This window comes from Paracoccus sp. 22332, from assembly GCF_052045125.1.
In the GTDB taxonomy this organism is placed as follows: Bacteria; Pseudomonadota; Alphaproteobacteria; order Rhodobacterales; family Rhodobacteraceae; genus Paracoccus; species Paracoccus haematequi_A.
In genome coordinates this window covers 223,916-242,405 of sequence record NZ_JBQEOI010000003.1, presented here as the reverse complement: position 1 = coordinate 242,405, position 18,490 = coordinate 223,916, and the positions used below count along the sequence as shown (strand labels likewise).

General features: G+C 66.9%; 21 protein-coding genes. 9 read left to right on the top strand and 12 right to left on the bottom strand.

Annotated elements, in window-relative coordinates:
* Positions 1 to 94 precede the first annotated feature (94 nt).
* From ACTJI6_RS05190 to ACTJI6_RS05175, 4 genes are all read left to right on the top strand, one after another.
* Positions 95 to 1,171, top strand: a complete 1,077-nt coding sequence (locus ACTJI6_RS05190) for a glycosyltransferase family 61 protein (RefSeq protein WP_440798445.1) — start codon at positions 95 to 97, stop codon at positions 1,169 to 1,171.
* Positions 1,172 to 1,194: 23 nt separating this feature from the next.
* On the top strand, positions 1,195 to 2,043 hold the full coding sequence (locus ACTJI6_RS05185) for a glycosyltransferase (protein WP_440798443.1): 849 nt from the start codon (positions 1,195 to 1,197) through the stop codon (positions 2,041 to 2,043).
* Positions 2,044 to 2,048: 5 nt separating this feature from the next.
* Positions 2,049 to 2,327 carry an HNH endonuclease gene (locus ACTJI6_RS05180; RefSeq protein WP_440798441.1) on the top strand — a complete coding sequence of 93 codons (279 nt, stop codon included), beginning with the start codon at positions 2,049 to 2,051 and terminating at the stop codon, positions 2,325 to 2,327.
* 69 nt (positions 2,328 to 2,396) lie between these two features.
* The gene (locus ACTJI6_RS05175) at positions 2,397 to 2,537 is read left to right on the top strand and encodes a hypothetical protein (protein ID WP_440798439.1); all 141 of its coding nucleotides are present in this window, start codon (positions 2,397 to 2,399) and stop codon (positions 2,535 to 2,537) included.
* A gap of 178 nt (positions 2,538 to 2,715) precedes the next feature.
* Here the strand turns inward: ACTJI6_RS05175 and ACTJI6_RS05170 are convergent, their stop codons facing one another.
* From ACTJI6_RS05170 to rimO, 6 genes are all read right to left on the bottom strand, one after another.
* Complete coding sequence (locus tag ACTJI6_RS05170) at positions 2,716 to 3,285, bottom strand: hypothetical protein (RefSeq protein ID WP_440798437.1); 570 nt, start codon at positions 3,283 to 3,285, stop codon at positions 2,716 to 2,718.
* 134 nt (positions 3,286 to 3,419) lie between these two features.
* Positions 3,420 to 5,075, bottom strand: coding sequence for an energy-dependent translational throttle protein EttA (gene ettA, locus ACTJI6_RS05165; RefSeq protein WP_440798435.1), 1,656 nt, complete (start codon positions 5,073 to 5,075; stop codon positions 3,420 to 3,422).
* 56 nt (positions 5,076 to 5,131) lie between these two features.
* Positions 5,132 to 6,049: a sulfotransferase family protein gene (locus tag ACTJI6_RS05160; protein ID WP_440798433.1), complete on the bottom strand. Its 918-nt coding sequence runs from the start codon at positions 6,047 to 6,049 to the stop codon at positions 5,132 to 5,134.
* Positions 6,024 to 6,665, bottom strand: a complete 642-nt coding sequence (locus ACTJI6_RS05155; RefSeq protein WP_440798431.1) for an MT-A70 family methyltransferase — start codon at positions 6,663 to 6,665, stop codon at positions 6,024 to 6,026. The genes ACTJI6_RS05160 and ACTJI6_RS05155 overlap by 26 nt, the downstream gene beginning before the upstream one ends.
* Entirely contained in the window at positions 6,649 to 7,263 is a 615-nt protein-coding gene (locus ACTJI6_RS05150; protein ID WP_126154157.1) for a BglII/BstYI family type II restriction endonuclease, read from the bottom strand. The genes ACTJI6_RS05155 and ACTJI6_RS05150 overlap by 17 nt, the downstream gene beginning before the upstream one ends.
* On the bottom strand, positions 7,260 to 8,624 hold the full coding sequence (gene rimO / locus ACTJI6_RS05145; RefSeq protein WP_440798645.1) for a 30S ribosomal protein S12 methylthiotransferase RimO: 1,365 nt from the start codon (positions 8,622 to 8,624) through the stop codon (positions 7,260 to 7,262). The genes ACTJI6_RS05150 and rimO overlap by 4 nt, the downstream gene beginning before the upstream one ends.
* A 275-nt stretch (positions 8,625 to 8,899) precedes the next feature.
* Between rimO and ACTJI6_RS05140 the strand changes: the two genes are divergently transcribed.
* The gene (locus tag ACTJI6_RS05140) at positions 8,900 to 9,343 is read left to right on the top strand and encodes a hypothetical protein (RefSeq protein ID WP_126154156.1); all 444 of its coding nucleotides are present in this window, start codon (positions 8,900 to 8,902) and stop codon (positions 9,341 to 9,343) included.
* On the opposite strand, the gene ACTJI6_RS05135 is transcribed toward ACTJI6_RS05140, so the two are convergent.
* Genes ACTJI6_RS05135 through ACTJI6_RS05120 form a run of 4 tightly spaced genes read right to left on the bottom strand, consistent with a single transcriptional unit; the run spans position 9,344 to position 12,829 of the window.
* A complete protein-coding gene (locus ACTJI6_RS05135; protein WP_440798643.1) occupies positions 9,344 to 10,105 on the bottom strand; it encodes an ABC transporter permease in 762 nt (253 codons plus the stop codon). It lies immediately after the preceding gene.
* Positions 10,106 to 10,110: 5 nt separating this feature from the next.
* Positions 10,111 to 11,052, bottom strand: a complete 942-nt coding sequence (locus tag ACTJI6_RS05130; RefSeq protein ID WP_440798429.1) for an ABC transporter ATP-binding protein — start codon at positions 11,050 to 11,052, stop codon at positions 10,111 to 10,113.
* Positions 11,049 to 12,245, bottom strand: a complete 1,197-nt coding sequence (locus ACTJI6_RS05125) for an MFS transporter (protein ID WP_440798428.1) — start codon at positions 12,243 to 12,245, stop codon at positions 11,049 to 11,051. The genes ACTJI6_RS05130 and ACTJI6_RS05125 overlap by 4 nt, the downstream gene beginning before the upstream one ends.
* Positions 12,245 to 12,829: an NADPH-dependent FMN reductase gene (locus ACTJI6_RS05120; protein ID WP_440798427.1), complete on the bottom strand. Its 585-nt coding sequence runs from the start codon at positions 12,827 to 12,829 to the stop codon at positions 12,245 to 12,247. The genes ACTJI6_RS05125 and ACTJI6_RS05120 overlap by 1 nt, the downstream gene beginning before the upstream one ends.
* Before the next feature lie 136 nt (positions 12,830 to 12,965).
* Between ACTJI6_RS05120 and chrA the strand changes: the two genes are divergently transcribed.
* Positions 12,966 to 14,183, top strand: coding sequence for a chromate efflux transporter (gene chrA / locus ACTJI6_RS05115; RefSeq protein ID WP_440798425.1), 1,218 nt, complete (start codon positions 12,966 to 12,968; stop codon positions 14,181 to 14,183).
* Here the strand turns inward: chrA and ACTJI6_RS05110 are convergent, their stop codons facing one another.
* A complete protein-coding gene (locus ACTJI6_RS05110) occupies positions 14,184 to 15,452 on the bottom strand; it encodes a 4-aminobutyrate--2-oxoglutarate transaminase (protein ID WP_440798423.1) in 1,269 nt (422 codons plus the stop codon). It abuts the gene before it with no gap.
* Between the two features lie 115 nt (positions 15,453 to 15,567).
* Between ACTJI6_RS05110 and ACTJI6_RS05105 the strand changes: the two genes are divergently transcribed.
* Together ACTJI6_RS05105 and ACTJI6_RS05100 are read left to right on the top strand one after the other, a co-directional pair.
* Positions 15,568 to 15,990: an META domain-containing protein gene (locus tag ACTJI6_RS05105; protein WP_440798421.1), complete on the top strand. Its 423-nt coding sequence runs from the start codon at positions 15,568 to 15,570 to the stop codon at positions 15,988 to 15,990.
* Positions 15,991 to 15,994: 4 nt separating this feature from the next.
* The gene (locus ACTJI6_RS05100) at positions 15,995 to 16,717 is read left to right on the top strand and encodes a rhomboid family intramembrane serine protease (protein WP_440798419.1); all 723 of its coding nucleotides are present in this window, start codon (positions 15,995 to 15,997) and stop codon (positions 16,715 to 16,717) included.
* Here ACTJI6_RS05100 and mnmD read toward each other — a convergent pair.
* Entirely contained in the window at positions 16,714 to 17,385 is a 672-nt protein-coding gene (gene mnmD, locus ACTJI6_RS05095) for a tRNA (5-methylaminomethyl-2-thiouridine)(34)-methyltransferase MnmD (RefSeq protein WP_440798417.1), read from the bottom strand. The genes ACTJI6_RS05100 and mnmD overlap by 4 nt on opposite strands.
* Here mnmD and ACTJI6_RS05090 point away from each other — a divergent pair.
* A complete protein-coding gene (locus tag ACTJI6_RS05090) occupies positions 17,384 to 18,427 on the top strand; it encodes an NAD(P)/FAD-dependent oxidoreductase (protein WP_440798416.1) in 1,044 nt (347 codons plus the stop codon). The genes mnmD and ACTJI6_RS05090 overlap by 2 nt on opposite strands.
* Positions 18,428 to 18,490: the final 63 nt, after the last annotated feature.

The following is an 18,490-nucleotide window of genomic DNA, read 5'->3' as shown; positions in this document are numbered from 1 at the left end:
CCCAGCAAGGATCCCGCTTCAATCGCCACGCCCAAGCGGCTAACACAGCCGCAAGGCATAGGGCGGCCCGTGCCCTTGCAGGCAAGGACATGCGATGAGCGAACCGCTTCCCGGCTGTGGCTGGTCCCGAGAGATCGTCACCGTGGCGAACGCCTGGATCTTTCCTCCGACGGAACTCGTCGGCCGCCCTTTCTGCGGGGTTACGGGGGACGGGCAGGACGTGCTTCACGCCTCGACCTGGCGGGACGGCGTGCGCATGACACGGGCCGTCGAAAGCGCGGAAAGGCCGTCCGCTGTTCTGCCGGGGCGGCATCTGTGGGGCGGCCTCTATTACGGCCATTTCGGCCATTTCATGACCGAGACCATGTCCCGCTGCTGGGGCTTCGACCAGCCCGGCATCGACAGCGTGCTGTTCGTCCCGAAGCACGACAAGCTGGTGAAATTCCAGTCCTACCAGACGGATTTCTGGTCGCTTCTGGGCGTCCGGGCCCCGGAAGGCATTGTCCAGACGCCGATCCGGGTCGAGGAGCTGGTGATCCCCGGCCAGGGCTTCGGCCTGGGAAGGATCGCCCAAGGAACCCCGGAATTCCGGGCCACCATGGCGTGGATGGCCCAGGCCCTGCCCCAGGATACGCCGCGCCGGATCTATGTCTCGCGCACCCGCTTCAACGGACGCGGCGGCGTGCTGTGCGAAAAGGTGCTGGAACGCAACATGGCCGCGCGGGGCTATACGATCATGCACCCGGAGCGGATGGCCCTGGCGGATCAGTTACGCTTCTACAAATCCGCCACCCATATCGTGGGCGTCGACAGCTCGGCTTTCCATATCGCGGGCATGGTCGCCGATCCGTCCAAGCGGATCGCCTTCATCCTGCGCCGCGACAACAACGCCCATCGCTCCATCGCCGCCCAGATCAACGGCATGACCGGACGCGATCCAGTCATCATCGACGCGCTTGCGGCGAACTGGATCGAGGATGGCGCCGCCGCCTCGAACCACCTGAGCTGGGGAGAGCTTGACCACGACACCCTGGCGCAGGGCTTGCAGGATCACGGTTTCATCGACGACAAGAGGGGCTGGCAGGGTCCGACCGAGGCCGAGATGGCCGACAGCCTGGCCTTCAGCCGGTCGAAACACGCGGTCGATCTTGTCCGCAAACCGCTGCGCTGACGGGCAGGCCAAGGGGGCATGGAATGAACGACCGCGATGTCAGGATCCTGGGGGTCTGCCGGTTTTCCATGCTGGGCCGGGGGGACTGGAAGGCCTATCGCAACCAGCCCGACGAGGCCTTGGAGGCGATCTATCTGGACCAGTCCCGCGACCTGTTCGCACCCCGGCGGCTGGAATCGCGGCTGGCGACCTTCGAACATCTGACGCTGCGGTCGCTGGCCAACCAGAGCGACGCGGATTTCCGGTTCCTGGTGGTGTCCTCGGACCGGATGCCGGACCCGTATCGTGCCCGGCTCGAGGATATCTGCCGCGGCGTGGACCAGGCGATCCTGCGGTTTTTGCCGCCGACCCATATCTCGGATGCGATCCACGAGGTGTCTGCGGATCTGGGGATGGACCTGGCCGATACGGTGCAATTCCGGCTGGACGACGACGATTGCGTCTCGCGCGACTATATCCGCCGCCTGCGCCGCCACGCCGCCAGCCTGTGGCGCAACGCCCATTTCGCGGTCAGCTTTCCGGCGATCTTCTATTGCGTGACGGACGGCCCCACCGAGGGGGTCTATAACTGGTTCAGCCCGTTCTTCAGCGCGGGCGCCGCGATCCGCCATTCGTCTCGCACGGTCTTCGACTATGGCCATTACGCCATCCCGACCCGGCTGGTGGCCGTGACCGACCCGCATTTCCCCAACATCGTCACCCATCGCGGCGACAACGACACGCCCCGCCACGCGCCCGAGATCCTGCGCAAGCGCGGCATGTCCAAGGCCAGCCGGTCCGATGTGGCACGCGCCGTCGACCGGCATTTCGATTACCTGTCCGATGCCGGGATGGCGCTATGCAGTTTCGACCGGATCCTGGCCCAGGGCTGAGCACCGTGGCGGACGATCCTATCTGCCCGCTGTGCCTGCGCCCGATCCCGCCCGGCGTCCCGCAAAGCCGCCACCACCTGATCCCGAAGCTGCGCGGCGGCAAGGGCGGCGAAACGGTGCTGCTGCACCACGTCTGCCACAAGACCATCCACAAGACCCTGACCGAGACGGAACTGGCCCGCAACTTCGCCACCGTCGAGGCCCTGCGCGCCCATCCCGACCTGCGGCGGTTCTTCGACTGGGTGGGCAGGCGCCCGCCGGGCTGGACGGGCAAAGTCCGGTAACGCGGCTGTGTGTTTGCGCATCTGTCGATTCGGGTCAGGCTTGGCTGTCCCAACCGGAAAGGACTGCGCATGAAAAGACTTGCCCTGACCACCCTGACTGCCTGCCTTCTGGCAGGCCCGGTGCTTGCCGCCCCGGTCGCGCCGGACACTACGGCCACCGGCCCGGTGGTGCTGGCCAACTGCCCCGGCAAGCCGCCGGTGAATGCCTGAAGGATGCGCAACGCCGGAAGGCGTTGCGTGTTTGGTTGGGTTTTAACCCGCCATTGGCGCCGTTGATGGTGGGATGGAACCCCACACTACAGTTTATGTAGGGAGCGTGATTTCACGCACCTTTTTGCGTCGTAATGGCTCGTGCAGAGCACGCAACCTACACTTGCTTACTATTTTTCTAATTCGAGCCAATAGATAGTGCATCAACCAAGTCCAAGCCAAATAGCTGCACACCAAAAGCCAGCAAAGCAAGTATACCAGTGGTAATCAGTGTAGAAGTAACACCAACTTTCACAAGCGCCCAAAAACTACCACTTCCCTCGATTTGCAAGAACGCTTTTTCCGCTCTTCCAGTTAAAGCCTCCTGAATAATTGAGGCCCTCTCGTCTGAAACAAACTCATTAGCAAAGGCTATAAGTATATCCTGCGCATCTTTGCGATATCTATCTAATTGATCGGGGGTCGCCGCTGCTCGTGCGAAGCCCTCCTCCTCGTCTGGGGTAGGTTCTCGTCCTGTGGTTCTCACTCCTTCAGCCCAAGCTCGCTTATGCTTTTTGTACAAAGCATAAGCGGCTAGTCCTTCGATATCGTTGGACGAACCAACAAGCAGACCAAAAATGGGATTCAAGTTACTTCTTCTTAGCGCTTGACGCTGACGCGGTTCTACTAATGACCGAGGCAGCAGCGTTGCGCCCTTTGTTGTAAGTAGAGGAATCTGCGGTAAAGACAGTACGTCCTGACGCGCCATCCTGCTTTACAATCTTGCTCCATTTACCTGTGGAGTTCCCTCCTTTGGAGACCCGAAACATGGCCTTGGCCATCTTTACCTCCACTCCTCACCAACCTTACAAAAGCTTATAACGCCAGCCATGTAAAGCAAGTTCACCGCGTAAACTTCTTATACTTCACCCGCTTCGGCTCAATGCTGTCCGGCCCGAGCCTACGCACCTTGTCCTTCTCGTAATCCTCGAAGTTGCCCTCGAAGAACTCGACATGGGCATCGCCTTCAAACGCCAGGATATGCGTGCAGAGCCGGTCCAGGAAGAAGCGGTCGTGCGAGATGATGATCGCGCAGCCTGCGAAGTTCTCGATGGCGGTTTCCAGGGCTTGCAGGGTTTCCACGTCCAGGTCGTTGGTCGGTTCGTCCAGCAGCAGCAGGTTGCCGCCCGATTTCAGCAGCTTGGCCATGTGGACGCGGTTGCGTTCGCCGCCCGACAGAAGGCCCACCTTTTTCTGCTGGTCGCCGCCCTTGAAGTTGAACGATCCCACATAGTTGCGGCTGTTGACCTGCGCGTCGCCCAGTTCGATCACCTCGGCACCGCCCGAGATCTCCTCCCACACGGTCTTTTCCGGGTCCAGGCTGTCGCGCGACTGGTCGACATAGGACATCTTCACCGTCTCACCGATGGTGATGGTGCCTTCGTCGGGGGTTTCCTGCCCCGTGATCATCTTGAACAGGGTCGACTTGCCCGCGCCGTTCGGGCCGATAACGCCGATGATGCCGCCGGGCGGCAGGCTGAAGGACAGATCCTCGATCAGCAGCTTGTCGCCCATGTGCTTCTTCAGGCCCTCAACCTCCAGCACCTTGCCGCCCAGGCGAGGGCCGTGCGGGATGACGATCTGCGCCTTGCCGACCAGTTCCTTGACCGATTCGTCGGCCATCTTGTTATAGGCCGAGATCCGGGCCTTGGATTTCGCCTGCCGGGCCTTTGCGCCGGCCCGGATCCATTCCAGTTCCTTTTCCATGGCCTTCTGCTTGGCCTTGTCCTCGCGCGCTTCCTGGGCCACGCGCTTGGCCTTGGCTTCCAGCCAGCTGGAATAGTTCCCCTCGTGCGGGATGCCGCGGCCGCGCTCCAGTTCCAGGATCCAGCTGGTGATGTCGTCCAGGAAATAGCGGTCGTGGGTCACGGTCAGGATCGTGCCCTTGTATTCGATCAGGTGCTTTTGCAGCCAGGCGATGGTTTCGGCGTCCAGGTGGTTGGTCGGCTCGTCCAGCAGCAGCATGTCGGGCGCCTCAAGCAGCAGCTTGCACAGGGCCACGCGGCGGCGTTCGCCCCCGGACAGGGTTTCCACGTCGGCGTCGTCGGGCGGGCAGCGCAGGGCCTCCATCGCGATGTCGACCTGGTTGTCCAGATCCCACAGGTTCTCGGCGTCGATCTCGTCCTGCAACCGCGCCATCTCCTCGGCCGTCTCGTCCGAGTAGTTCATCGCCAGTTCGTTATAGCGGTCCAGCTTGGCCTGCTTGGCCTTGACGCCTTCCATGACGTTGCCGCGCACGTTCAGTTGCGGGTCCAGCCAGGGTTCCTGCGACAGATAGCCGACGCGCGCGCCCTTGGCGGCCCAGGCCTCGCCCTGGAAATCCTTGTCGATCCCCGCCATCACCTTGAGCAGCGTCGATTTCCCGGCGCCGTTCACGCCGACGACACCGATCTTGACGCCCGGAAGGAAGTTGAGATGGATGTTCTCGAACACCTTCTTGCCGCCGGGATAGGTCTTGGACACGCCGTCCATGTGGTAGACGAACTGATAGGACGCCATCGGAATCTCCTGCAAACTTTGGTGCTATGTAGGCGAAAGCGGGGCCGGGTGAAAGGTCAGCGCGTCTCGGCCAGGAAATCGGCGCCCATGTGTTCCTCAAGAAAGGCGATCTGAGGACGCAGGCGTTCGGCCAGGGCAGCCACGGCCTTATGCGGCGGACGGGGACCGTCAGGAGTGGCAAAGACCTTTTCGCGCAGATTCCGATAGAGGAAGGGGCCGATGCCCAGGTGCGCCTCGACAGCGTCCATCACCGCCTGGGGATCGCGGGCGATGCGCCCGAAGGGCAGCACCAGCATGTCGGGAAAACGCGCCTGCCAGCGGGGCAGGCAGGCCGCGTAATCGCCCCGGTCGTCAAGCACGGGATTCTCGATCTCGGCCAGCCAGTCGGCCAGCGTCTGGGGATTGCGCCCCTCGCGGCGCAGGTTCATGCGCAGTTGCGACACCGCGCGGTCCACCGGGTGGCGGACCAGATAGATCACCCGCGCCCTGGGCAGGACGTTTGCCACGAAATCGACGCCATCGTCCGGCAGGGACGCATATTCGGGGGTAAAGTCCATCGGCATGGCTTGGGCGGGCGCCGGGGCGAAGACGCGCTTGTACCAATGGTTGTGAAACATCTGTCCGCGCGTCAGCCCGTCCAGATACGCGTCCAGTTCCGGCGGCATCGGCAACCCGCGCGCCTTGTGCCGGGCGCGGATCTCGTCGGGCTTGTTGCGGTAATGCCAGCCGATCCACTGGCGATGGCCGGGAATGAAGCGGTGGTTGAAGAACTGCACCTCCTTGAACGGAGGGATCCAGACCTGCGGGTGCTGGCCCAGCATCTGCGCCAGCCAGCTTGTTCCCGCCTTCTGGGCGCCGATGCACAGCGCGCCGGGCTTGCGGGGCCGGCCGTGAGGATCGAAGGCCGGGCTGACGGTGATCAGCGACAGGATGCGCCCGGCCGCCGGCTCAGTCGCCCCGCAGCTTGACGACATTGCTTTGCGAGTGGTTCGAATAGGTCGGCCAGTCGGGTTCGTATTCCTCGGCCTGGTTGCCCCAGACGGTCCAGCCCTTGCGCGGGCCGCGGGCGAACATCTCCAGCCGCGGACCCCAGGAACAGGACTCGATCAGGCCGTATTGCTCGTCCGGCTTGCGCGAATGCTCGCGCTTCTGCGTGGCGATGATGTTTTCCTGGGTCCGGCCCGGATCCAGCGTGCGCACATCCTTGCCGCGCACACCGAACAGCAGAATCTCGGTCACGTTGCGGAAGTAAAAGCCGACGCCGCGCCGGTCCGGGCCGCCGTCCTTGCGGACCTTGTACCAGATCAGGTTGGATTTGTACTTGAAGCCCCAATGCTCCATCACCTTCAGCCCTTCGGGCAGAAGGGCGTTGGGCACCCACAGGTAAAGATGGGACCGGGCATCCGCGATGGCCTCGACAGGCAGATCGCAGATCTCGTCCAGGCCCATGGTCGGATAGCGCGACAGGCGCTTGTGTTCGGGGGCCATCTTGCCGGTGCGGTTCTGGAACTGCCAGGGCGGATCGGCCAGGATGGTGCCGAACTTGACCGCGCCCGCGGTGGCCAGAAGATCGTCAGACGCGCTGCTCAACGGGGCCTCCGGTGTCCAGGTAAAGGGCTTTGGTGATCCCGAACACCAATAGCGGACAGCCCGCCCCGCCGCCACCTTCAATTCGCGGCAGCAGCTTCGACATATGCGTGGTGGATTCGCCATAGGACGAACCGCGCCCCAGTTGCCGGAAGATCTGCTGCAATTCGTCGGCGCGGGTGACGATGACCCCCACGGACAGCGCGCGCAGGTCGAACAGCAGGCGGAAATTGTTGAGATCGCGATCGTAGAAGGGATCCTTGTTGTTCCACTCGATCTCCAGCCCGATGCCGTTCTTGAAGCAGTCGACCTTGTGGGTGGGGCTTTCCTTCAGCGCGTCATCGACCACGATGCCGGTGCGGAACTGCCGTTCGCGCCAGCCGCGCCTGTCCAGGAATCCGTCGATGAAGGCCGAGACGCGCGACTTGTTGCCGCCCGCCACCTCGATCCATTCGCGCCGCAGGCGGAAGGCGGTCAGCACGTCGATGATGTCGCGCCATTCGTCGGGAAAGTCATGGGCCAGGATGGCGCTGGCATGGCGCCATTCGTGAACCTCGTAATGATCGGCGATGAAGGCGGGCAGCCGGTTGCGCAGCGTCACAAACGGCCCCAAAGGTCGTATTCGCCCGCCTCGTCCACGGTCACGGTCACGATGTCGCCGGGGGTCAGGCCCTCGAAGCCTGCGTCGATGAACAAGTTGCCGTCGATCTCGGGGGCGTCGGCCTTGGTGCGGCAGGTGGCGCCCTGGTCGTCCACGCTGTCCACGATCACCTGAATCCGGGTGCCCACCTTGGCGGTCAGCTTCGCCTCGGAAATCGCCTGGGCCTTTTCCATGAAGCGGTCGAAGCGGTCCTGCTTCACGTCGTCCGGCACATGGTCGGGCAGGTCGTTGGCCCGCGCGCCCTTGACGTTTTCGTACTGGAACGCGCCGACGCGATCCAGTTGCGCCTCGTCCAGCCAGTCCAGCAGGGTCTGGAATTCGGCCTCGGTCTCGCCGGGGTAACCCACGATGAAGGTGGATCGCAGGGTGATGTCAGGGCAGATGGCGCGCCAGGCGGCGATCTCGTCCAGGGTGCGGGCGGCGGCGGCGGGCCGGGCCATGCGGCGCAGCGTGTCGGGATGGGCGTGCTGGAAGGGGATGTCCAGATAGGGCAGCACCAACCCCTCGGCCATCAGCGGGATCAGGTCGCGGACATGCGGATAAGGATAGACGTAATGCAGCCGCACCCAGGCCCCAAGCCCGCCCAGATCGCGGGCCAGATCGGTGATATGCGCGCGGTGGCCGCGTTCGGTTTCATGGCGGCGGTCCAGCCCATAGGCCGAGGTGTCCTGCGAAATGACCAGCAGTTCGCGCACCCCCGCCTGCACCAGCTTTTCAGCCTCGCGCATCACGGCATGGGCGGGGCGGCTGACCAGGCGCCCGCGCATGTCGGGGATGATGCAGAACTTGCACTTGTGATTGCAGCCTTCCGAAATCTTCAGATAGCTGTAGTGGCGCGGCGTCAGGCTGACGCCCGATGCGGGCAGCAGGTCGATGAAGGGATCGGGCTGCGGCGGCACGGCGGCATGGACGGCGTCCAGCACGGCTTCGTATTGATGCGGGCCGGTGACGGCCAGAACCTTGGGATGGGCGCCGGTGATGTATTCGGGTTCCGCGCCCAGGCAGCCGGTGACCAGCACCTTGCCGTTCTCGCGCAGCGCCTCGCCGATGGCGTCCAGCGATTCCGCCTTGGCGCTGTCCAGGAAGCCGCAGGTGTTCACGATCACCGCGTCCGCGCCCTTGTAGTCGGGGCTGATCGCATACCCCTCGGCCCGCAGGCGGGTCAGGATGCGTTCGCTGTCCACAAGCGCCTTGGGACAGCCGAGGCTGACCATGCCGATGGTCGGCTGGCCATCGCGCCGCTCCTCGGGGATGCGGGCGCGGGCCAGGTCGGGGCGCAGATCGGGCGGGTTCATGTGCATCCGCCGCAAATAGGCGATTCGCAGCCGCCGGAAAAGAGCAGAGACGCCCCGCCCCTGACAATCGCGCGAGCGGGCCTGCGCGGGGGTTTTCAAAATCCCTTTGTCACCCCACCCTTGGGGCCATGAAAAAGATTGTCGGATGGATCGTGGTGGCCCTGGTCTTGGGGTCGATGATCATGGCGGACATGGCCATGGCGCAGCAGGCCGCCCTGGCCTGACGGCGGCTTCGCCGGAACGTGATTTCCTTCGCCCCGGCCAATCGGCAAGATGGGCGCATGACCCGATTTTTCCCGATCCTTGCCGCCGCCCTTCTGGCCGCCCTGCCTTTCGCCAGCCAGGCCGAAATCGTCGATCGCGGCCGCTTCATCGACGTGAACGACCATCGCGGCGGCAATGTCATCCAGACCGTGCAGTTGCGCGAAAGGCTGGCGCGGTCCGGCAAGACCGTGCGGATCCGGGGCTATTGCCGGTCGGCCTGCACGATCCTGACCACCATGCCGAATGCCTGCCTGTTTCCCGACGCGCGCATCGGCTTTCACGCGCCGCGTATTCCGAACACCCAGTTCATCCCGCCTCTGGTGGACGAGATCATGGGCAATTTCTATCGCGGCGGCATCCGCGACCGCTGGTTCGGCGGCTGGAACCGATCGATGAAGATGACCGTGCTGTCGGCGCGCGACTATGTGCGGCTGGATCCGCAGACGAAGATCTGCGGCTGATCATTCCCGCAGCCGCCAGCCGGTCGCGAAGATCCAGCGGATCGCCAGGCAGCAGGCCAGGATCATCAGGCTGACGGCCACCAGCGACACGCCGACCGGCACGTCGGCCAGCCCGAAGAACGACCAGCGGAAGCCCGACACCAGATAGAGCACCGGGTTCAGCTTGGCCACCGCCTCCCAGAAGGGCGGCAGCATGTCGGACGAATAGAAGGCGCCGCCCAGGAAAACCAGCGGCGTGATGACCATCATCGGCACGATCTGCAACTGCTCGAACGACTTGGCCCACAGCCCGATGATGAAGCCCAGCAGGCTGAAGCCGGTGGCGGTCAGCACCAGAAACGCCAGCATCCAGAACGGGTGCAGGATATGGACGCCCACGAAGAAGAAGCTGGTCAGCAGGATCACCAGGGCGATCAGCACGGCCTTCATGGCGGCGGCGCCGACGAAACCCAGCGTCACCTCGATCCAGCCGACCGGGGACACCAGGTATTCATAGATCGTGCCGCTGAATTTCGGGAAATAGATGCCGAAGCTGGCATTGCTGACCGATTGCTGAAGGATCGTCAGCATCATCAGGCCGGGGACGATGAAGGCCCCGTATGCCACGCCCTCGACCGACTGGATGCGCCCGCCGATGGCGGCGCCGAAGACCACGAAATACAGCACCGTGGACAGGACCGGCGACAGCAGCGACTGCATGACGGTACGGAAGAAGCGCGTCATCTCGTGGTGGAAGATTGCCCAGACGCCGGGCCAGTTGATCGCGCTCATGCCGTCACCTCTTGCCGGGGTTCGCTGACCAGGGCGATGAACACCTCTTCCAGGCTGGACTGCCGGGTCGATACGTCGCGCACCATGATCCCCTGCGCGGCCAGATCGCCCAGCAGATGCGCGATGCCGGTGCGTTCCGCCCGCGTGTCGTATTCATAGGTCAGCGCCCGGCCGTCCAGCGACAGCCGCAGGCCCCGGCCGGTCAGTTCGTCGGGGATCATGGTCAAAGGCTCGGACAGTTCGATGGTCAGGGTCTTCTTGCCGAATTCGCCCATCAACTCGTGCGTGGGCTTGACCAGCAGCAGCCGGCCCTTGTTGATGACGCCCACGCGGTCGGCCATTTCCTCGGCCTCTTCCAGGTAATGGGTGGTCAGGATGATGGTCACGCCGTCGCGGCGAAGCTGGTCCACGACCTCCCACATCTCGCGGCGGAGCGCCACGTCCACGCCCGCCGTGGGTTCGTCCAGGAACAAGACCTTGGGCCGGTGCGCCAGCGCCTTGGCGATCAGCACGCGCCGCTTCATGCCGCCGGACAATTCGCGGGTCATGGCGTCGCGCTTGTCCCACAGGGCCAGGCTGCGCAGCACCTTTTCGATATAGGCCTCGTCCGGGCCTTCGCCGTAAAGGCCGCGCGTGAAGCGGACTGCGGTGATCACCTTCTCGAACGGTTCCAGCGCGATTTCCTGGGGCACGAGGCCGATCAGCTTGCGCGCCGCGCGCCAGTCGGTGCGGATGTCGTGCCCGCCCACGCGGACCGTGCCGCCGGTCGGCACCACCAGCCCGCAGATGATCGAGATCAGCGTCGTCTTGCCCGCGCCGTTCGGACCCAGCAGGGCGATGATCTCGCCTTCGTGGATGTCCAGCGACACATCGCTCAGCGCGCGGGTGCCGCTGTCGTATTGCTTGGACAGGTTGTCGATCTGGATGATCGCGGTCATTCGGCAGTCCTTTTCACATGCAGCGCGGGGGCCTGCCGCCGCAGGATCGCGACCAGCGCCACGGCCAGCAGACCGCAGCCCGCCGCCCCGGTCAGGAAGGCCCCCGCATAGCCCAGATGGGCGACCAGGGGCGTCGATGCCAGGGGCGACAGGAACTGCCCCAGGAAAATGGCCGAGGTGATCAGCCCCGACACCAGCCCGCGATAGCGCGCGGGGGCGGCGTTCAGCGCCGTGGTGATGAAGGTCGGCATGCAGAAGCCAAGCCCCGCCCCGATCAGCGCCGCGCCCGCCATCGCCATCGCCAGCCCATGCGCCAGGGCGATCGCGGCGAAACCCAGGGCCAGCATCAGATAGCCCAGGACCGGCGTGGCGATCCGGCCCAGCCGGACCAGGCCCGAGATCACCGACATCACGGCGGCCGAGGCCATCATCGCCCCCATCACCGTGCCCGCATGGCGCGGATCCTCCAGCCCGATTCCCCGCAGGTGATAGGGCAGTTGCGTGGGCACCGCATAGAAGATCACGAAGGTCAGCCCGGCGGCCCCGGCCATGACCCCGGCGACCATCCGCCAGCCGGGATCGGCGGGCAGGTCCGGGGCGGCCGCAGGGCCGCGCGCGGATCCGTGGCGGGGCGGTTCGGGCAGGATGCGCCACAGCAGCGGGAACAGCGGCACGGCCAGGCCATAGATCGCGAACGGCAGCCGGGGATCGCTGGCGGCCAACAGCCCCGCGGTCGTGACGAAAGCCAGCCCGCCCAGGTTGGTCGCGGCCATCTGGTATCCCATCAGCCGCCCGCGCGCCGGACCGTCGAAGTAATCGCCGACCAACGCCGCCTGAGCCGTCATGATCAGCGCCACCCCCAGGCCAAGCGCCAGGCGGCTGGCCAGGATCGTCTCCAGCGTCGGCAGATACAGCCCCGCCGTTCCCGCCACGGCATAGATCGCCAGCCCCCACAGCAGCGGGCGGCGGCGGCCCAGGCGGTCGGCCAGAACCCCGGCCAGCGGCGCCACCACCGCGACCAGCAGCGACGGCGCGGTGATCAGCAGCCGGGTGATGGTGGGCGCCAGCGGATCATCGGCGAAAGCGGACTCCAGCCCCGGCAGGGACGGAGTGATCGTCGCGTTCGACATCACCGTCAGCGTCGCGGCCAGCATCAGCCCCCAGCTGCGCGGATCGGCCAGCAGCCGGTCCATCAGCCGTCGTCCCGGGGGTGATAGGGGCGCGCGCGGCGGGCATCGGCCAGCGCGTCGACCCACCATTCCAGCCGATGCGCAAAGACCGCCATTGCCGCTTCGGCCGCCGCGGCCTCGTTCGGGTCGGTGATATGGCCCAATTCGTCGAACCGCCGCCAGGGCGAGGCGAAACTGACCGTGTCGCGCAGGGTGACCGTGTGCAGTTCCGCCAGGATGATGCGCAGCGCCTCGACCGCGCGCAGCCCGCCCGAAAGGCCGCCATAGCCGATCAGCCCCACCGGCCGCGCCCACCATTCGGCGGTCACGCTGTCGATCAGCGTCTTCAGGTGGCCCGGTTCGGCATGGTTGTATTCGGGGGTCACGATGACGAAGCCGTCCAGATCCGCCATCCGCTGCCGCAGCCGCCCGATGGCCTGGGCATCGCCGGTCTGCACCGGCAGCAGGTCGGGGTCGGCGGGGTCGATCGTCCGCGTGGCGAAGCCCTGCCCCTCAAGCTGGCGGATCACCCAGAAGGCCACCCGGTCGTTGATCCGCCTCTCTCGGATCGACCCGAGGATCACCCCGATGCACTTGCGTTCCGCCATCGCCTGTTCCTTGCGCGCTCTGTAAGGCTTCGGCCCTAAAGACAATCCTCGCGGGCCGAGGACAAGGCTTAAATGCCCCCTCCTGTTCCGGCGCCCCCCATTGCCCTGCCGCGCCCGCCCGTGCAAGAAACCCGCGATGCCGCCGATCAAGGGAAGCCTGCCCATGCCCGCCCGCAGCACGCCGATCCAGGTTTTCCTGGTGTTCCTGAAGCTGGGCCTGACATCCTTCGGCGGGCCGGTGGCCCATCTGGGCTATTTCCGCGACGAGTTCGTGATCCGGCGGCGATGGCTGTCGGATGCGGCCTATGGCGATCTGGTGGCGCTGTGCCAGTTCCTGCCCGGACCGGCCTCAAGCCAGGTGGGCTTTGCCCTGGGGCTGATGCGCGCGGGCTGGGCGGGGGCCGTGGCGGCGTTCCTGGGCTTCACCCTGCCTTCGGCCCTGCTGCTGGCGGGCCTGGCGCTGACCGGGCTGGGCCTGGGCGGCGGCGAGGCCGCGTCGGGCCTTGTCCACGGGCTGAAGATCGTGGCGGTCGCCATTGTCGCCCAGGCCGTCTGGGGCATGGCGCGCAGCCTCTGCCCCGACCGGACGCGGGCGGGCATCGCCCTGGCGGCGGTCCTGGTGCTGATCCTGCTGCCCGGATCGGTGGGCATGATGAGCGCCATCGCCGCAGGCGCGGCGGCGGGGCTGGTCCTGTGCCGCGCGGGCAGCGCCCCGGCCCCGGCGGTCTTCGCGGCCCACATCTCGCGGCGGACGGGACTGGCGGCGCTGACCCTGTTCGCGGCGCTGCTGGCCGCCTTGCCGCTGCTGGCGCCCTGGGGCCAGGGATTCGCCCTGGCCGAGAGCTTTTTCCGCGCCGGGTCGCTGGTCTTCGGCGGCGGCCATGTCGTCCTGCCGCTGCTGGAGGCCGGGACGGTCGCGACCGGCTGGATCGCCCCCGACGCTTTCCTGGCCGGATACGGCCTGGCGCAGGCGGTTCCCGGCCCGCTGTTCACTTTCGCCGCCTGGCTGGGCGCGCTGATGGCCGTTCCGCCCAACGGCGTCGCGGGGGCGGTCATTGCGCTTCTGGCGCTGTTCCTGCCGGGCTTCCTGATCCTGACCGCCGCCCTGCCCTTCTGGGACCGGCTGCGTCGGCAACCGGGCGCGCAGGCGGCGATGGCGGGCGCCAACGCGGCGGTCGTGGGGATCCTGGGTCTGGCGCTCTATGATCCGGTCTTCGTCAGCGCCATCGCGGGCCGGGCCGATTTCGCCCTGGCCCTGACCTGCTTCCTGGCGCTGACCCTGTGGAAGGCTCCGTCCTGGGCGGTGGTGCTGCTGGCGGCGGGGGCGGGGGCGGCGATGTCGCTGGCCGCGTGACTATCCCCGTGCCGCCAACAGGCTTTCGTCCAGGATGTCCAGCGCCTCCTCGAACACTGCGTCCGGGATCGTCAGCGGCGCCAGGAAGCGGACCACGTTGCCGTAGACCCCGCAGGTCAGCAGGATCAGGCCGCGCCTCAACGCCTCTTCCCGGACACGGTTGGTGAAGTCGGGATTGGGGCTGTCACTGCCGGGCAGGGTGAATTCGACCGCGTTCATGAAGCCGGGGCCACGGATGTCGGCGATCTGCGGGATCCGGTCGCGCGCGGCGGCCAGCCGCTGCTTCAGCCGCTGGCCCAGGCGGGTGGCGCGGTCGCAAAGACCCTCGTCCTCGATCACGTCCAGGACGGCATGGGCCGCCGCCACCCCCAGCGGATTGCCCGCATAGGTGCCGCCCAGGCCGCCGGGGTCAGGGCTGTCCATCACTTCGGCCCGGCCCGTGACCGCGCTGATCGGCAGCCCGCCGCCCAGCCCCTTGGCCATGGTCACCAGGTCGGCGGCGACGCCGTGATGCTCCATCGCGAACAGCTTGCCGGTGCGGGCGAAGCCGGTCTGGACCTCGTCCGCGATCAGCAGCATCCCGTGATGGTCGCACAGCGCGCGCAGTTCCGCCATGAAGCCGGGCGGCACCTCGTAGAAGCCGCCTTCGCCCTGCACCGGCTCGACGATGATCGCGGCGACGCGGGCGGGCTCCAGATCGGCCTTGAACAGCTGTTGCAGCGCCTTCAGCGCGTCTTCCTTGCTGACGCCGTGCAGCGGGTTCGGGAAGGGCAGATGCCAGACATCGGGCATCATCGGCCCGAAGCCCGCCTTGTAGGGCTGGACCTTGCCGGTCAGCGCCATGCCCATGAAGGTCCGCCCGTGAAAGCCGCCCGCGAAGCTGACGATGCCGGGACGGCCGGTGTAATGGCGGGCGATCTTGACGGCATTCTCGACCGCCTCGGCCCCGGTGGTGGCGAAGATGGTCTTCTTGTCGAAATCGCCCGGCACAAGCGCGTTCAGACGTTCCGCCAGGGCCACGTAATTCTCGTATGGCACGACCTGGTGGCAGGTATGGGTGAAGCGGTCCAGCTGCGCGCGCACGGCCTGGATCACCTTGGGATGGCGGTGGCCGGTGTTCACCACCGCAATTCCGGCGGCAAAGTCGATATAGCGGTTGCCGTCCCTGTCCCAGATCTCGGCATTCTCGGCGCGGTCGGCATAGATCTGCGTCGTCATGCCCACGCCGCGGGAAATGGCGGCGTTCTTGCGGTCGGTCATGCTGGTCATCGGAATCCCCCCCTGCGGTTCGCGGGATGCTAGCGCAGCGGCCGGGCGCCGAACAGGCCCGGCTTGCGTCCGGCGGCGGGCCGCGCGATGCTTGCCCCAACCAAGGAGGTTCCCGATGCCTTTCGCCCGAACGATCGCCGGCCTTGCCGCCATCGCCAGCCTTGCCGCCTGCCAGGACGCGGGCGAACGGTCGGTGGCCATGCTGCAGCCCGGCAGCAGCTTCACCGTCGCCCGCATCGACGGCGCCCCCGCCCCCGCAGGCGTCACGCTGGACGTGGGCGCGGATGGACGCGTCAGCGGCCGCGCGCCCTGCAACCGCTACAGCGGCCAGTTGACCGAAAGCGGCGGGGCGATGGCCGTCAGCGGCATGGTGATGACGCGCATGGCCTGCGTCGAGGCCGATCGCAACCTGGCCGAGACGCGCTTCGCCACCGCCCTGAGCAGCATCACCGCCGCGCGCAGCACGGCGGACGGCATTGCCCTGATCGACCCCGAGGGCAAGGTCCGCATCGCCCTGATCCCGTCCAGCGGCACCTGACCCGGTGTTCCCGATCCGCGACCACAACCCGTCGCAGCAAACCCCCTGGGTCACCTATGGGCTGATCGCGGCCAATATCGCGCTGTTCCTGCTGACCTTGCCCCTGACAGGAGACGAGATGCTGTGGGCGCGGCTGGCGCTCTATCCCCTGGCGGTGACGCATGGCGAACTGCTGTGGGGCCTGCTGACGCATATGTTCCTGCATGGCGGAATCCTGCATCTTGCGGGCAACATGCTGTTCCTGTGGATCTTCGGCGACAACATGGAGGAACAGCTGGGCCATGTCGGCTTTCTGGCCTTCTACCTGACAGCGGGTCTTGCGGCGGCGGCGGCGCAGACCCTGGCCGAGCCGCTGTCGCCCATTCCGATGGTCGGCGCATCGGGGGCGATCGCCGGGGTGATGGGCGGCTATCTGCTGCTGTTTCCCCGGGCAAAGGTCGATATCGTCGCGATCTTCATCGTCTTCTTCAAGGTCTTCACCCTGCCCGCCTGGATCGTCCTGGGCGTCTGGCTGGCGATCCAGATCTTCGGCGGCTATTCCTCGCCCGGCGATCAGGGCGGGGTGGCCTATTGGGCCCATGCCGGAGGCTTCGTGGCCGGGGCGCTGCTGGCCCTGCCCCGCTTCCTGCGGCTGGGCGGTCCGGGGTTCTGGGCGCGCACCCATGGCCACCCGCCCCACCCCGAGGCCGTCTATGCCCCGACCCGCATCCCGCCGGTCGGGCGCTAGGGTTTGACGCCGACGCTCATGTGCCGCTTGCGGCCGAAGCCGGGGCGGCGCTCGACCCGGAACCCGGCCTCGGCCAGGGCGCGCCGCACCCCGCCCGCCGCCGTATAGGTGGCGAAGCTGCCCCCCGGCGCGGTGCAGCGCCCGACATGCGCCATGATCTCGTCGCGCCACATCTCGGGGTTCTTGGCAGGCGAAAAGCCGTCCAGGAACCAGGCATCCGCCCGACCCTGCCACGCGGGCAGGGTCCGCGCCACGTCGCCGATCCGCAGATGCAGTTCCACCTGCCCCACGCGGATCACCTCGCCGCCCCAGCCCGCGCGCAACTGCGCCGCCAGATCGGCCAGTTCGGGGAAGGCCGCATGGGCCTGTTCCAGTTGCGCAACGGTCATCGGCCAGGCCTCGAAACTGGTCATCACCACCGGCACCGCCGCCACCTGCGCCAGCGCCAGGCAGTTCAGCCCGGTCCCGAAGCCCAGTTCCGCCACATGGAACCCAGGTCGCAGCCGCGCGGGCAGCGCATTGCCGTCCAGGAAGACGTGCCGGGTCTCGGCCAGCCCGCCCGCAAGGCTGAAATAGGGATCGTCGAAACGGGTGGACACCGGCACGCCGCCCTCGCGCCAGTCAAGCTGCGGGTGGCGGGCGGGATCGGGATCGGGTAACGCGCTCATGACGGCAGCTAGGGGAAAGGCAGGGGCCTTGACAAGCGTCACGATCATCGGCGGCGGCATCTTCGGCCTGGCCTGCGCGTGGGAGATGACCCGGCGCGGCGCCCCCGTCCGCCTGTTCGAGGCCGCGCGGATCGGCGCCGGATCCTCGGGCGGTCATGTCGGCGCCCTAGCCCCGCACGCGCCGGAAAACTGGAACGCCAAGAAGCAGTTCCAGCTGGACAGCCTGCTGATGGCCCCAGCCTTTTGGGCGCCGGTCGAGGCCGCCTCGGGCCTGCCCAGCGGCTATGCCCGCACCGGCCGCCTGCAACCCGTCGCCGCCGACCGCCTGCAAGACCGCATCGCCGCCGCCGCCGCCCGCTGGCCTGACGGCTGCGCCCTGCGGCTGACCGACACGCCGGGGGGGGAGCTGATCCCCGACAGCCCCTCGGGCCTGTGGCTGTTCGACGGATTGACCGCGCGCCTGTCCCCTCGCGCGGCGGGCGCGGCGCTGGCCGTCGCAATCCGCAACCGGGGCGGAGAGATCATCGAAGGCAGCGAACCCGGCCCTCTGCCCGGCCTGGTCCTCTGGGCGACCGGCACGCCAGGCCTGGCGGATCTGACCCGCGCCCTGGGCCGCCCGATCGGCAAGGGCGTCAAGGGCCAGTCGGCGCTGTTGCGCCACGCCGCCCCCGACGCGCCGCAGGTCTTCGCCGACGGGCTGCATATCGTGCCCCATGCGGACGGAACGGTGGCGGTCGGATCAACCTCGGAAAACGACTACGCCCACCTGGACCCCGACGACCGGATCGACGCCCTGATCAACAGGGCGCGCGCCCTGTGCCCGCAGCTTCGCGACGCCCCGGTGATCGACCGATGGGCGGGCGCCCGGCCCCGCGCGCAAAGCCGCGCCCCGATCTTGGGACCGTGGCCGGGCCGACCGGGTCACTTCGTCGCCAATGGCGGCTTCAAGATCGGCTTCGGCATGGCCCCCAAAATCGCCCAAGTCATGGCCGACCTGATCCTGGACGGCCGGGACAGGATCCCGGAGGGCTTCCGCCTGTAATCTGCTTTGGACCTCAAATATCCTCTGGGGGTCCGGGGGGCGAAGCGCCCCCCGGCTTCGCCT

Excerpts from the sequence above, each read along its gene's own strand:
- ACTJI6_RS05190 (WP_440798445.1), top strand. The coding sequence starts at position 95 with ATGAGCGAACCGCTTCCCGGCTGTGGCTGGTCCCGAGAGATCGTCACC.
- ACTJI6_RS05185 (WP_440798443.1), top strand. The coding sequence starts at position 1,195 with ATGAACGACCGCGATGTCAGGATCCTGGGGGTCTGCCGGTTTTCCATG.
- ACTJI6_RS05175 (WP_440798439.1), top strand. The coding sequence starts at position 2,397 with ATGAAAAGACTTGCCCTGACCACCCTGACTGCCTGCCTTCTGGCAGGC.
- ACTJI6_RS05170 (WP_440798437.1), bottom strand. The coding sequence starts at position 3,285 with ATGGCGCGTCAGGACGTACTGTCTTTACCGCAGATTCCTCTACTTACA.
- ettA (WP_440798435.1), bottom strand. The coding sequence starts at position 5,075 with ATGGCGTCCTATCAGTTCGTCTACCACATGGACGGCGTGTCCAAGACC.
- ACTJI6_RS05160 (WP_440798433.1), bottom strand. The coding sequence starts at position 6,049 with ATGTCGTCAAGCTGCGGGGCGACTGAGCCGGCGGCCGGGCGCATCCTG.
- rimO (WP_440798645.1), bottom strand. The coding sequence starts at position 8,624 with ATGCACATGAACCCGCCCGATCTGCGCCCCGACCTGGCCCGCGCCCGC.
- ACTJI6_RS05140 (WP_126154156.1), top strand. The coding sequence starts at position 8,900 with ATGACCCGATTTTTCCCGATCCTTGCCGCCGCCCTTCTGGCCGCCCTG.
- ACTJI6_RS05130 (WP_440798429.1), bottom strand. The coding sequence starts at position 11,052 with ATGACCGCGATCATCCAGATCGACAACCTGTCCAAGCAATACGACAGC.
- ACTJI6_RS05125 (WP_440798428.1), bottom strand. The coding sequence starts at position 12,245 with ATGGACCGGCTGCTGGCCGATCCGCGCAGCTGGGGGCTGATGCTGGCC.
- ACTJI6_RS05120 (WP_440798427.1), bottom strand. The coding sequence starts at position 12,829 with ATGGCGGAACGCAAGTGCATCGGGGTGATCCTCGGGTCGATCCGAGAG.
- chrA (WP_440798425.1), top strand. The coding sequence starts at position 12,966 with ATGCCGCCGATCAAGGGAAGCCTGCCCATGCCCGCCCGCAGCACGCCG.
- ACTJI6_RS05110 (WP_440798423.1), bottom strand. The coding sequence starts at position 15,452 with ATGACCAGCATGACCGACCGCAAGAACGCCGCCATTTCCCGCGGCGTG.
- ACTJI6_RS05105 (WP_440798421.1), top strand. The coding sequence starts at position 15,568 with ATGCCTTTCGCCCGAACGATCGCCGGCCTTGCCGCCATCGCCAGCCTT.
- ACTJI6_RS05090 (WP_440798416.1), top strand. The coding sequence starts at position 17,384 with ATGACGGCAGCTAGGGGAAAGGCAGGGGCCTTGACAAGCGTCACGATC.
- mnmD (WP_440798417.1), bottom strand. The coding sequence starts at position 17,385 with ATGAGCGCGTTACCCGATCCCGATCCCGCCCGCCACCCGCAGCTTGAC.